This window comes from Streptomyces sp. NPDC058964, assembly GCF_042741275.1.
GTDB lineage: Bacteria > Actinomycetota > Actinomycetes > Streptomycetales > Streptomycetaceae > Streptomyces.
Map to the genome: position 1 here is coordinate 1 of NZ_JBHYKH010000071.1, position 13,169 is coordinate 13,169.

Annotated in this window: 9 protein-coding genes; 1 reads left to right on the top strand and 8 read right to left on the bottom strand. The window is 72.0% G+C overall.

The genetic code is table 11. The features are described from left to right. Positions 1 to 45 precede the first annotated feature (45 nt). From ACFW2E_RS12170 to ACFW2E_RS12190, 5 genes are all read right to left on the bottom strand, one after another. Positions 46 to 1,065 carry a beta-ketoacyl synthase N-terminal-like domain-containing protein gene (locus ACFW2E_RS12170; RefSeq protein ID WP_384465328.1) on the bottom strand — a complete coding sequence of 340 codons (1,020 nt, stop codon included), beginning with the start codon at positions 1,063 to 1,065 and terminating at the stop codon, positions 46 to 48. Positions 1,066 to 1,086: 21 nt separating this feature from the next. After that, positions 1,087 to 1,848 carry a phosphopantetheine-binding protein gene (locus tag ACFW2E_RS12175; RefSeq protein ID WP_384465331.1) on the bottom strand — a complete coding sequence of 254 codons (762 nt, stop codon included), beginning with the start codon at positions 1,846 to 1,848 and terminating at the stop codon, positions 1,087 to 1,089. Between the two features lie 124 nt (positions 1,849 to 1,972). Next, a complete protein-coding gene (locus ACFW2E_RS12180) occupies positions 1,973 to 2,803 on the bottom strand; it encodes a BTAD domain-containing putative transcriptional regulator (protein WP_384465334.1) in 831 nt (276 codons plus the stop codon). Between the two features lie 232 nt (positions 2,804 to 3,035). Continuing rightward, complete coding sequence (locus tag ACFW2E_RS12185; protein ID WP_384465337.1) at positions 3,036 to 4,631, bottom strand: acyl-CoA carboxylase subunit beta; 1,596 nt, start codon at positions 4,629 to 4,631, stop codon at positions 3,036 to 3,038. Positions 4,632 to 4,785: 154 nt separating this feature from the next. Further along, complete coding sequence (locus ACFW2E_RS12190; protein WP_384465340.1) at positions 4,786 to 7,110, bottom strand: polysaccharide lyase 8 family protein; 2,325 nt, start codon at positions 7,108 to 7,110, stop codon at positions 4,786 to 4,788. A 172-nt stretch (positions 7,111 to 7,282) separates the two neighbouring features. Between ACFW2E_RS12190 and ACFW2E_RS12195 the strand changes: the two genes are divergently transcribed. Then, entirely contained in the window at positions 7,283 to 7,897 is a 615-nt protein-coding gene (locus ACFW2E_RS12195) for a YceI family protein (RefSeq protein WP_384465343.1), read from the top strand. A 43-nt stretch (positions 7,898 to 7,940) separates the two neighbouring features. On the opposite strand, the gene ACFW2E_RS12200 is transcribed toward ACFW2E_RS12195, so the two are convergent. From ACFW2E_RS12200 to ACFW2E_RS12210, 3 genes are all read right to left on the bottom strand, one after another. Continuing rightward, positions 7,941 to 8,561 carry a YdeI family protein gene (locus ACFW2E_RS12200; protein ID WP_384465346.1) on the bottom strand — a complete coding sequence of 207 codons (621 nt, stop codon included), beginning with the start codon at positions 8,559 to 8,561 and terminating at the stop codon, positions 7,941 to 7,943. 223 nt (positions 8,562 to 8,784) lie between these two features. Further along, a complete protein-coding gene (locus tag ACFW2E_RS12205; protein ID WP_384465349.1) occupies positions 8,785 to 10,146 on the bottom strand; it encodes a hypothetical protein in 1,362 nt (453 codons plus the stop codon). 85 nt (positions 10,147 to 10,231) lie between these two features. After that, the coding region (locus ACFW2E_RS12210) for a glycoside hydrolase family 3 N-terminal domain-containing protein (RefSeq protein ID WP_384465352.1) at positions 10,232 to 13,169 on the bottom strand (2,938 nt) is incomplete at its 5' end.

The following is a 13,169-nucleotide window of genomic DNA, read 5'->3' on the forward strand; positions in this document are numbered from 1 at the left end:
GCCCGGGAAGCAGGGTGGCGCGGCGCAGTTGCAGCACGGCGCGGGTCAGGGCGGTCGCCGCCGCCTGTCCCGCTCCCGCGGCCCCGGCGCCGTGCCCGTGTCCGTATCCGTCTTCCTCCACCTGCACTTGTACGGCCGGTGTTCCGGCGGCGAGCAGGGCCCGGCGCCGCAGCCGGTCGCGCAGCGCGGGGTGGGCACCGCTTCCCGGGTGCCCCACCGCGCTGGCCGGCACGACGGCGTGCACGACGTCCCCGGCGGCGAGCGCGGCGGGGGGCGGCGGGAGCTGTGAGGCGGTGATGGGGCCGGGTGCCGGGCGACCGCGGCGGCGTGGGGGGCGGGGCGCGGATTCAGCAGTTCGGGGGTGGGGGCGCGGGCGCGCGGCTCGGCGGCCGCGACGAGGGCCGCCGCGCACTCGCCCCCGCGCAGCGCGCCCAGGGCCAGGTGCAGCGCGGTGAGGAACGAGGAGGGCCCGGTGCCGATGTCCTGGCTGGGTCCGCGCAGATCCAGGACGCGCGACAGGCGGGCCGCGCCGCCGGCCGCGAAGACCCCGACGCTGCGCCGCTCTCCGTCCGGTCCGGTCAGTGCCTCGAGGCGGGCACCGGCGTACCCGGCGCTCTCCAGGACCTGCCGCGCGACGGACAGCAGCAACCGCTCCCGGTGGTCCGTGCGCACCGCTTCTTCCGGGTCCGGCGCGAAGAGGGCCGGATCGAGGACGTCCACGCCGTCGTCGGGTTGGCAGGCCGCACCACGGGCCCGCAGCTCCGCCTCCCAGAAGGCGTCCGGATCGGCGGCCCCCGGCCAGCGGCCCTGCAGTGCGACGACGGCGCACCAACCGGCGCGCGAGGAGCCGGCGGGAGCGTCCGGCAGTGTGCTCCCCCCTGCCGGCACCGGGGAATCGGGCAGCGCACGCAGCCCGGCGGGAAGGGCGGGTACGGCGGGAGCGGGAGGTACGGAGGGCGCGGTGTCCGCGGCCGGTGTGTCCCGTGCGCCCGCCAGCAGCGCCAGCGCATGACGGCGTTCCAGGGTGCCGTCCTTGAACCGTGTGAGTATCTCGCGGCTGTCCATGGGCACAGAGCGCTCCGGGCCTCAGGCCGGCCGGGTGCCGAGCAGGGCGGCCGCCTCGTCGACGCTGAGCAGATCGTCGCGGACCGCGTCCAGCAGCGCCTCGAGATCGACGGCCGCGCCACCCGACGCGAGGGCCGGTGCCGCCGCAACCACCGGGGCGGGGGAAGCGACCGAAGCGACCGAGGCGGCGGGATCGGGCGAACCGGCGGCGCCCGCGCGGGAGTTCGCGGCGACGTACGCCGCGACGGCGGCCAGGTCGGGGTGGTCGTAGAGCATCGCCGTGGGTTCGCGCAGTCCCCAGATCCGGTTGACGCCCTCGACGAACTGCGCGGAGAGGATGGAGTCCAGTCCCAGCAGTACGAAGGGGGCATCCGCCTCGATGTCGTCCGGTGCGCAGCCGAGGAGCCGCGCGAGCAGTCCGCGCAGCCGCTCGAGGACGTCACCGTCGTGGTCCCCGGCCGGGCCCGGCTCGGACACGGGCGCGGCCGGGACGGATGCGGCACCGCCGAGCTCGGCGGCCACACGCTCCGCCATGGCCTTCGGCGTCGGGCACTCGTACAGGGCGTCCGGCGGGACCGCGGTGCCGAAGCGGGCGTTGAGCACGCCCATGAACTCGATACTCAGCAGGGAGTCGAGCCCCAGCACCGCGAAGCTCTCGTCGGCATCGACGGTCTGGGCCTCGACAGCCACGAAACCCGCCAGCAGAGCGGTGAGTTCGGCCAGCACGTCGGCGGCCGGCATCTGCGCAGCGGGGTGCCCCGGCGGGGGCGAGGCAGCGGTCATGGTGGCGTCTCCAAGGTCGGTTCCCGGTTGGCCGTCTGCGCATTGTGCAGGCGGGTTCACCGCGACCGCATCGCCGTCCGGGGTGATCCACGGACCGCCGACTCGCTCCTGCGAGGGAGGTGGCTCAGCCGGTGCTGACCGCCAGGGCCGTCTCTCCCGGTACCTCGGCGGCCGAGACCTGGATGGAGTGCTGCAGCCGCTGCAGCCGGGGCGAGGGCTCCAGCCCCAGCTCGCGTACGAGCGTGGTGCGCAGCTGCCGGTAGACGTGCAGGGACTCGCTGCGACGGCCGGAGCGGGCGAGGGCCACCATGAACTGGGCGTGCAGGTTCTCGTGGGTACGGTAACGGCTGGTCAGGACGATGAGCTCGGAGAGCAGTTCGCGGTGGCGGCCGAGGTGCAGGTCGGCCTCGATGCGCTGGTCGAGCGCGCACAGCCGGCTCTCCTCCAGCCGCTTGGCCTCCCGCGCCAGCAGCGTGCCCTGCTGGACATCGGCGAACGCCGGTCCGTTCCACAGCTTCAGCGCCTCGGTCAGCCGGGCCGAGGCCTCGGCGTAGGAGGCCGCGTCCATGGCCCGGTAGCCCTCGCCCGCGAGGCTCTCGAACCGGCGCACGTCGCTGCTGCCGCCGCCGGCGGCGAGCAGATAGGCGCCGGGCAGGGTCACCAGGACGTCCTTGGCGCCGCGCGGGGCCGCGTCCTCTTCCCCGGCCGCGGCGGCGCCGAGGGCGAGGGCCCGTGCGATGTGATCGCGCAGGTGGAGCACGTACGTCTGCAGAGTGGTACGGGCGCTGCGGGGCGGCCGCCCCTCCCACAGCTCCTCGACCAGGTCCGTGACGGGCACGGCGTGGTCGGCGTTGAGCGCCAGCAGTGCCAGCATCTGACGCTGTTTCGGCGCGGTCGGAGTGACCGGCACTCCGCCCTCCCGCACCGCCAGGGCCCCCAGTACGTCGATGTCCAACGCCGTCTCCCTACGACAGGTACAACCAAGTACAGCCAAGAACAGCACGAGCGGTCGGTCAATATCATACCGGTCGCGCTGCTTTACGCCAGCACGGATCCCGGATCCCCGCCCTGGAGCCCACCCGGAGCCCCTACAACCCCCCAACCCTCCCACACTCCGCGCAAAAAAATGTACCGCCCGGTTCCTTTTTTGAAGGGAACCGGGCGGTGCGGTGTCTTTTGCGGGACGGCTACTGCGGGGGGTTCCCGTGCTTGCGGGAGGGCAGGTCCGCATGCTTGGCGTGCAGCATGGCCAGGGACCTGATCAGGACCTGCCGGGTCTCGGCGGGGTCGATGACGTCGTCGACCAGGCCGCGCTCCGCCGCGTAGTACGGGTGCATGAGCTCGGCCTTGTACTCCTCCACCATCTGACGCCGCATCGCATCGGGATCCTCGGCCGCGGCGATCTGCCGCCGGAAGATCACGTTCGCGGCACCCTCGGCACCCATGACGGCGATCTCGTTGGTCGGCCAGGCGTATGTCACGTCCGCGCCGATCGCCTGCGAGTCCATGACGATGTACGCACCGCCGTACGCCTTGCGCAGGATGAGCGAGATCCTCGGCACCGTCGCGTTGCAGTAGGCGTAAAGGAGCTTGGCTCCACGCCGGATGATGCCGTCGTGCTCCTGGCCGACACCGGGCAGGAAGCCGGGCACGTCCACCAGGGTCATGATCGGGATGTTGAAGGCGTCGCACATCGTCACGAACCGGGCAGCCTTCTCGGAGGACTCGATGTCCAGCACACCGGCCAGGCTCTGCGGCTGGTTGGCGACGATCCCGACGACCTGGCCGTCCAGCCGGGCCAGCGCGCAGATGACGTTGCGGGCCCAGCGTTCGTGGACCTCGAGGTACTCGCCGTCGTCGACGATCTCCTCGATGACCTTGGCCATGTCGTACGGCCGGTTGCCGTCGACCGGCACCAGGTCCAGCAGCGCCTCGCAGCGCCGGTCGGCCGGGTCGGCGGTCGCGGCGTGCGGGGGGTTCTCGCGGTTGTTCTGCGGGAGCAGCGAGAGGAGGTAGCGCACCTCGTGGATGCAGGTCTCCTCGTCGTCGTAGGCGAAGTGGCAGACACCGCTGGTCTCGGCGTGCACGTCCGCGCCGCCCAGGCCGTTCTGGGTGATCTCCTCGCCGGTGACCGCCTTGACCACGTCCGGCCCGGTGATGAACATCTGCGAGGTCTCACGGACCATGAACACGAAGTCCGTCAGCGCCGGGCTGTAAGCGGCGCCACCCGCGCACGGGCCGAGCATCACGCTGATCTGCGGGATGACACCCGACGCCCTGGTGTTGCGCTGGAAGATGCCGCCGTACCCGGCCAGGGCCGAGACACCCTCCTGGATCCGCGCACCCGCACCGTCGTTCAGCGACACCAGCGGCGCACCCGCCGCGATCGCCATGTCCATGATCTTGTGGATCTTCGTCGCGTGGGCCTCGCCCAGCGCACCCCCGAAGATCCGGAAGTCATGCGCGTACACGAAGACCGTACGGCCCTCCACCGTGCCCCACCCGGTGATCACACCGTCGGTGTACGGCTTCTTCGCCTCCAGCCCGAAACCGGACGCCCGGTGCCGGCGCAACTGCTCGACCTCCTGGAAGGAACCCGGGTCCAGCAACAGCTCGATCCGCTCCCGGGCCGTCAGCTTGCCCTTCGCGTGCTGCGCCTGCGTCGCCTTCTCGCTGGGTCCGGCGACGGCCTGCACACGGATCTCGTGCAGCTCGGCGACCCGCCCGCGCGCGTCCGTCGGCTCGCCGGTCGGCTCACCCGTCTTCTCTTCCAAAACGGTCATGTAGCGACCTTACGAAGGACAGCAAGCAAAGCGAGCCGTCGACTCCGTACAGTCTCCGGCCCGTTTTCCTGGTACCACCGAACAGAACCTCAACGGCATGCAGCCGTTCCGACTGCTTGGAGGGCATCGCCGTTGTAGGGGTGCGACAAAGCGGTCACCTGAGAGCCGCCTCACATTCATGCGTGGCACATGCCATCCCCGGAGTGACACGGAGCCTCAAACGGCGGCCTGTCGACAGCACCTCGACGGTGTCGTCGCAACGCACCACCGAACGCACGGGACGGTCCCAGACGATCTCCAGCGGCTCGCCCGAACGCGGTGGCTCGCTCACACAGAGCGTAGCCGTACGGCCGTGGCACCGGATCAGGACGCCGGCGCCGCCCGACACGGCCAGCGGTCCCGCCGTCCCAGCCTCCCAGAAGTTGGCGGCGGTCAGCCCCAGGGACGGGACCGCGACGGCCTGCGCACGGGCGTCGTTGGCGAGGACCGACAGCCAGTGGCGGTCGGCGGCACGGGCGGCGACGGTGCGCCGGGAGGCGCCGGGAAGGAGGACGTAGACGTAGTCGGCGTCCGTGGGGTCCCTCCCGTGGTCGAGCCACAACGTCTGCCAGCGCCGGGTGCGGCGCTCCGGCGTGCTCGTGCTGTTGATGTCCGACCAGGCACCCGTGCGGTCCTCGCGCAGGGTGCGCAATTCTCCGCCGTGCGGCAGGACCCAGCCTCCGTGCCCCGCCAGGTGGGCCCAGGTACCGCCCCGCACGAAGGCCTGTGTCCCGCCTTCCCCCAGGTTGCGGTTGTCCACGATCGTCTCCACCGGGACGCCGTCGGCGCAGGTGATCCCGGCGCCGAGGCAGATCACCGCGTCCGCGACGCAGAACCACGACTTGCGGGCCTCCAGGGTCGAGCCGAGGCCTTTCAGATGCTGCCCGACCGCGGCGTACTCACCGTCCGTGGTGCCGCCCACCCACCGCACGTCCGGCTTGGGGGCGCCCCACTCGCCGCCGGCCCGGTCGGCCAGCCGCCGGACGGAGACGGTGGTGCCGGGCAGCCGGTACCAGTCCACCGTGGGCCAGAACCAGTCGGTGTACTGACCCGACCGGCCCTCCCCGCCGCTCGCCCACCACTGGAGCATTCCGGCACCCGTGTGCCAGCCGCGCGGGTTCTCGCCGTTGCCGCACTCGTAGTACGCGATCCGGTCACTGCTCATGGAGATGCCGGCGACGAACCCGGGCCGGCGGTGCACGGCGCGGTCCATGGCCGCGAAGAGGTGGTGACCGACCGGGTCGGGGGCTGCGGGCCCGGGCCGGCCGGCCACGGCGTGCAGCCGTGCGAGATCGGCGACCGAGAACTGATCGCTCGTCAGTACCGGTGTGACGTCGTCCCGTTCGATCCAGCCCTTGATCCGCCCGTACCATCGCTCCCGCTCCTCCTCGCCCGCCCCGTCCGCGAGCAGCGCGACGGCGGCGATGAGCGCGTGTCCGTGGTAGTGGTCGCTGCGCATGACGTGCAGGTCGTCGTCGGCCAGACAACCGCGGCTGATGGCACGGCCGTTGACGCCGTCCATCACCAACCCGTCGTGGATCAACGGCGCGTAGGCCCGTTCCACACTGTCCAGGACGTTCCGCAGGCCCGGGTCGGCCACCTCCCAGGCGGACCCGGCGAGGAGCGCGACGAGCCGGCCCAGCCCGTCGAGCACGACCTGTCCGTACGTCCCGGAGTAGGCGACCCAGGTGTGCTGGACGAAGGAGCCGTCGGCGTACAGCCCGTCCCCGGTCGTCACGTACGGGAACACGGGCGAGAGCCCGTCCCGGGCGAGCGCGATGCGGTCGCCGGCCGCGCCGAGGACGCCCCGCAGGGCGACGGAGCGGCACAGGTCGACACGGTTGGCGCCGGTGGAGGTGCCGGAGTAGTCCGTGAGCGCGGTGTCCGGGATGAAGTGGTCGACGGCCGCGCAGGCGGCGGCCACGCGGTCGTCGCCCAGACGGTCGTACAGCGCGGCCGTGATGTCCATCAGGAGACGGGGGCTGCCGATCTGCCACTCCCACCAGTTGCCGTGGCGGCTGGTGGAGGGGTTGTAGACGGTGGCGGAGACGTGGTCGAGGCCGCGGAGCAGGTCGGCGAGGAGGGCCGCGTCACCAGTGGAACCGGTCCCTTCCTGGGCGTAGGCCTGGGTCATCGTCCACAGCCGGCTGTAGCTCTGGGTGATGCCGGAGGGCGGGTCGAAGGGGCGGTCGGGCCAGAGGGAGGCGGCGGTCGGGGCCATGGTGGCGCGCAGGGCGCGGGCCAGTTCGCCGGTCCGGGCGAGGCGGGAGGCGTAGGGCTCGGCGGCAGGGTCGTATCCGGCGCCGAGGGCGATGTCGAGCCAGCGGCGGCGGAGGGTGCCGTAGGGATCGTCGGCGGCGCGGGCGGACCCGGCCGTCCTCCCCGTGAGAGCCGGGGCGAGGAGGGCGGCGGCGAGGAAGGTGCGACGCGAGGCGGTCATGTGCATGGCGTCTACCACTACGCCCGCCACCCCGGAACCACGCGACGCGCCGTATTGGCGGAAACACACCCATAGCTAATGTTGAAAATTGAACGGAATAGATCTACCGTGGTCCCCGTTGACCTCATTGAACGTTCAACTTCAAGCACTCCGTCCCCCAAAGGAGCACGTCATGGGCATCTTCGGCCGCAAGAACACGTCCGAGTCCACCACCCCCGCCGCCGCCCCGGCCGGCGTGAACCCGGAGCTGGCCGCCCTCACCGGCGAGTACACGATCGACGCGTCCCACACCACGATCGGCTTCGTGGCCCGCCACGCCATGGTCACCAACGTCAAGGGCGGCTTCCTCGATTTCAGCGGCTCGCTGCGGCTGGACGGCTCCGACCCGTCGAAGTCCACCGCCTCCCTCGACGTGAAGATGGAAAGCATCGACACGGGCAACGCCGACCGGGACGGTCACCTGAAGTCGGCGGACTTCTTCAAGACCGACGAGTTCCCGACGATGACCTTCCGCTCCACCAGGGCGGAGGCCCTGGGCGGCGACGACTACCGCATCACCGGCGACCTCTCGATCCTCGGCGTGACCAAGCCGCTGACCATCGACCTGGAGTTCAACGGCGCGGCGAAGGACCCGTTCGGCAACGAGCGCGTCGGCTTCGAGGGCAAGGCCGAGATCCTGCGCTCCGAGTGGGGCCTCACCTGGAACGCGGCGCTCGAGACCGGTGGTGTCCTCGTCTCCGACAAGATCAAGCTGAACTTCGACATCTCTGCGATCAAGAACGCGTGAGCCTGCGGTACAGGGCGGCCTGAAACGGCCGTCGCCCGCCGCCTCACTCCCCTGAGCGCGCCCGCCCTTCACTCCCCGTATCGAAGGGCGGGCGCTCGCATGCCCGCAACCTCGCCACGGCGGCCGCCGCCCGGACAGCACGGCTCCGCGGGGTCCGGGCCCGGAGCACCCCGAGCATGACGAGGTACCGGTCGGTCCTGCCGAGGGAGTCGAAGGCCGCCCGGGCGCGGGGGTCGTCATGGAGCGCGGCCACGAGTTCCCCGGGGACGGCCGCGTCCTTCTGCGACTCGTACGACGCGTGCCACCGCCCGTCCGCCCTGGCGGCCTCGACCTCGGCGATGCCACCCGGACGCATGCGCCCCTCCTCGGCCAGTTCCTCCACCCGCCGTACGTTCACCACCGACCAGAGGCTGCCGGGCCTGCGCGGAGTGATCCGCTGCAGGAAGAAACTCGCGTCGAGCGCCCTGCGCTGCCCGGTGATCCACCCATGGCACAGGGCGACGTCGTTGACCTCGGCGGCGCTCACCGAAACGATCCCCGAGCCCTTCTTGGCGATCTTGACCCAGAGGCCGGGATGCGGCGCGGGGTGAGCGGCGAGCCAGGCGTCGACCGCTGCGGCGGAGGGAAAGGAGCGGGGCGGGGAAGCGTCGTCGACGGCAGACATGGGAGCACGGTAGGCGCGAACCAGGACGGATCCTGTCCTATAGCGCTCGGGCACTCAGGCGGTCGTCATGGCGTACCGGAACTGCCCGTGCCGCGCTCGTCCTGGGGCGTTCCGGGACCGGCGGCAGCGCAGGAGGCGTGCGGACGGGAGCCTGAGCCCCAGCCGGCCGGCCGTCCTCGGACACATCTGCACCGGTACGGTTCCGCCCCCGCCGGGCCTCCGCTCAGAGACCCCCGCCGAAGTCCCCGCCCCCGCCGAAGTCCCCACCGCCGCCGAAGTCTCCGCCACCGCCGTCCCCGAACCCGCCCCCGAAGTCACCGGGGTCGAAGTCCGCGCCGGAGACGTCCCCGCCCTCGTAACCGCCGCCGAAGTCGCCGTACCCGGTGCCGTAGTCGGACGCGTAGGACGGGGTGGCCATCACGCCGCCCAGCACCGTGCCGACGAGCAGGCCGGGCAGGATGCCGCCGCCGAAGTAGCCGCCGGCCCAGGGTCCGTAGGCCGGGCCCGCGTCCCAGTAGGGGCGGCGGCCGTGGTCGGTTTCGACCTCGCGGACGACCGGGTCGCGGCCGTCGGCCAGCCGGGTCCGGTCCGCGGCACAGACCGGCACCTCGCGCGGGGCGCCTCCGGGAGGCGACCAGGGCGCGTCGGCGACCGACGGTCCGTGGCGCGGGTCGAAGAAGCAGGGTGGCCGGCGTTCGGGCAGGGGGCGGTCCTCCCGGCGGGCGGCCAGCTGGGTGAGGGAGACGCGGCCGTCCTCCAGGGCCTGGGTGACGGCCCGCACGTCCTCCGGTCTGCGGGCCTCGGCCATGGACTGCTTCGCCTGCTCGTAGGCGTCCAGGGCGCGCTCGTAGTCCGCGCGCATGGCGTCGTCGGCGCCCGCCTCCGCCGGGTGGAAGTCCAGCCGGTCCAGCTCTTCGCCGAAAGCGGTGATGTCCTCGTCGACCACCACCCGCAGCCGCTCCAGGGCGGCCCGCTGCTCCTCCTCGCGGCGCCGGCGGTTCCGCCGTACCACGGCGTACGCCCCCGCGCCGCCCGCCACCACCACCGCGCCGAGGGCGATCAGCGCGGCACCGGAGACACCCTGGCCGCCGCCCGAGGAGCCCCAGGACGCGGGGGCCTTGCCGCCCATGTTGGCCAGGGCACGGTCGGTGAAGTCGCTCAACTGGGTCCTGGCGTCCTCGCCCTGGACGCTGGTGACCAGGTTCCGCACGGCGGTGCGCGACATGACCGAGGAGTCGGCCCGGGCGTCGAAGCGGTCGCCGAGGCGGACGGCGTAGAGCCCGGTGATGCCGGTGGCGGTGCGCAGGTCGGTGAAGAGGTTGCGGGTGGGGTAGCCGGCCGGGAGGACCGCGATGAAGAGCGGCTTGTTCGCGTTCTTGATCTGCCTGGTGAGGGCATCCGCGTGGGCCGTCGACAGTTGTCCGGAGGCCGCCGGGTCGACGTAGACCGGATTCCTGCGAAGGGATTCGGCGATCGCGGAGATGCCGGTGACCGCCGAGGCGCCCGGCGCGAGCACGGTCAGGACGGTGAACGTCAGGGCCAGCAGCAGCCCGGCCAGGCTTCGGGTCCGTACGACGGCCTTCATGGTTCGAAGCTACCCGAACCCACATGAAATGGTCATTCAAGCAGGTGGGAGGCGCCCACCGTCGAGTGCGCCTCCCACCTGCCGCTCAGGCGGCCCGATAGGCCTCCGTCAGCTGCTTCACCGCCTGCGCGTACCGGCCGGTCAGCAGCAGATGGCCGGCGTCGGCGAACGGCTTCGCCACCGCCGCGGTGATCCGCCGTCCCACCTTGTTCTGCACGATCAGCCGTGCCCTGGCGACCAGTGCGCGCCCGGTCCCGTCCGCGCCCGCCCTCTCGGCCACCGCCGCCGCGGCGGCGAGTGCCCGCAGCGCCGTCGCGCCGCCGTCCGGCACCTTGGTCAGGGTGGTGAGCCCCCAGCCGTACGGGAACTGCGGGTCGTACGAGGCGTCGCCGACGTTGATCGGCAGCTGGGCCTCGGACTTCGGCCAGGTGACCGGAAGCTGCCCGGTGAAGGGACGCCTGCCGTACAGCACGTCGGCCACGCCGTCGCCCTCCGTGCCCGGCAGCCAGGAGGCGACCAGCGCGTCGATCCCGCCGAGCCGGTCGCCGATCAGCTGCGGCCGCCCGGAGACGATCAGCACCGCGCACTTCATGGCCCCGCACACCTTGTCCACGGCCGCCTTGTCGGCTGCGGACAGCTCCAGGTCGTGGCCGTTGCCGACGTCTCCGACTCCCTCGGCGTACGGGGTCTCGCCGACGACGACCACGCCGACGTCGTAGCCGCCGGTCGGCGCAGAGGCGTCCTTGGAGTAGGTGACGTTCCCGCCGGCGTCGCGCATGCCCTGCAGGATGGTCGTGCCCTTGGTGATGGCGCCGGAGGAGCCCTGCCAGGTGATGGTCCAGCCGCCGGTCTGGTTGCCGATGTCGTCGGCGTTGGAACCGGCGACGTAGACCTTCTGCGACTTCTTCAGGGGCAGCACTCCGCCGTCGTTCTTCAGCAGCACCTGGGACTCGGCCGCGGCCCGGCGGGCGACGGCCCGGTGTTCCGGCGAGCCGATCCGGGCGGCGCCGGCGGTGTCGGCGTACGGGCGCTCGAAGAGACCCAGCCTGAACTTCTGGGTGAGGATGCGGGAGACGGCGTCGTCGATCCGCTTCCCGCTGATCCGCCCCGCCCTCACCTCGTCGGTCAGCGCGGCCGTGAACTCCTTGTAGCCGTACGGCACCATCATCATGTCCAGGCCCGCGTTGACCGAGGTGCGGACGTGGGACGCGTAGTCGCCGGGGAGCTGGTCGATGGCGTTCCAGTCGCTGATGACGAAGCCGTCGAAGCCCATGCGGCCCTTGAGCACGCCGTTGATCATGTCGGTGCGCGCGTGCATCTTCACCGGGCCCCGGCCGTCGCCGAGGATGTCGAGGGAGGAGTAGGAGGGCATGACCGAGCCGACGCCCCGGTCGACGGCGGTCCGGTAGGGCGCCAGGTGGATCGCTTCCAGTTGCGAGCGGGTGACCGTGGTGACGCCCTGGTCGATCTTGTACGTACCCGTCGTCGACGAGCCGTACTCGGTGCCCCCGTCGCCGACGAAGTGCTTGGCCGTGGCCAGGACCTTGTCGTTCCGGCTCAGGTCCCTGCCGTCCGCCCGGCCCTGGAGGCCCTGGATGACCGTCTCCATGGACTCGACGAGCGCCGGGTCCTCGCCGAAGGACTCGTAGGAACGGCCCCAGCGCTCGTCACGGGTGACGCAGAGGCAGGGGGCGAAGTCCCAGGGGATACCGGTGGCGCGGACCTCGGCGGCCGTCACCGCGCCCGCCTTCTCGGCCAGTCGGGGATCGCGGGTCGCCCCGATGCCGATGTTGTGCGGCATGATCGTGGCACCGGCCAGGTTGTTGTGGCCGTGGACCGCGTCGACGCCGTAGATCAGCGGGACCTGGAAGCGGGTCGCCTGCGCCCTCAGCTGGAAGGCGTCGATCATCCTCGCCCAGGCCTCGGGGGTGTTGGGGGTGGGGGTCGAGCCGCCGCCGGAGAGCAGGGAGCCGAGGCCGTACGCCGCGATGTCGCCGCCGTTCCCCACGGCACCACGCTCGGCCTGGGTCATCTGCCCGGCCTTCTCCTCCAGTGACATCCGGGACAGGAGGTCGGCGACCCGTTTGCGCACCGGCAACCTGCGGTCCAGGTACGGCAGTCCGTGTGCGTCGATGACCACCTGCGGGGTCTCGGCGGGGGCCTTGGCTCCGGTGACCGTGAGCTTCAGCGGGACGGTCTCGGCCGGCTCGGCGGACCGGTCCTTGATCGTGGGCACCTTGATGGTCCGCGTCGCCCCGGACGCGCTGCCCGCCGGGAAGGTGAGGGTGCCGGAGACCGGTGTGTAGTCCTTGCCGGAGCCGGCGGTACCGCCGGCCGTCTCGTAGGTGACCGTCACCGGGTCGTCGAGCGGGGCGGCGCCGGTGGTGGCGAGGGTGACCCCGACCGCGGCCGTGCCGCCCTCCTTCACCGGGTACACGGCCGCGTCGGTGGTGACGGAGGCCCGCAGCGACTGGTCCGCCTTGCCGTACAACTCCACGTCGTCCATGGCGAACCGGCCCTGGACGCCCACGGGGAGGGTGACCGCGTACCCCCACATCCGGGTGAGTCCGAGGACGTGGTCGATACCGCCGACCGGCTGGTAGTCCGTCCGGTACACGAAGTCCGTGAACGGGATCTCGATCTGCTTCCAGCCGGTGAAGTCGTCGGTGAAGGACGTCGTCCACAGCTCGGAGGCCTCGCCGTTGGCGCCGCCGTCCTTGATCTCGAAGGCGATCTTCCTGCCGTTGTCCTGGCCGTCCCACCAGAAGCGGATGCCCTTGTGGGCGGACCAGTCGTGGGCGGGTCCGGTTGCGGCGAAGTCGTGGGTGAAGCCGCCGTAGCCGCTGATGTCGTACGTCCCCGAGAGGACCTTGGCGCCCTTGGGGGCGTCGGCGCGGCCGGCGAGTTGCAGGGCGGGCGGGTCGTCGCCGTCGCTCCCCCACGTGAAGATGCCCTCGGCGGGCTGGGAGGCGAAGGGGACCTCGCCCGCGAAGCGGTCTACCCGGGTCGGGTCCGGGTCGGGT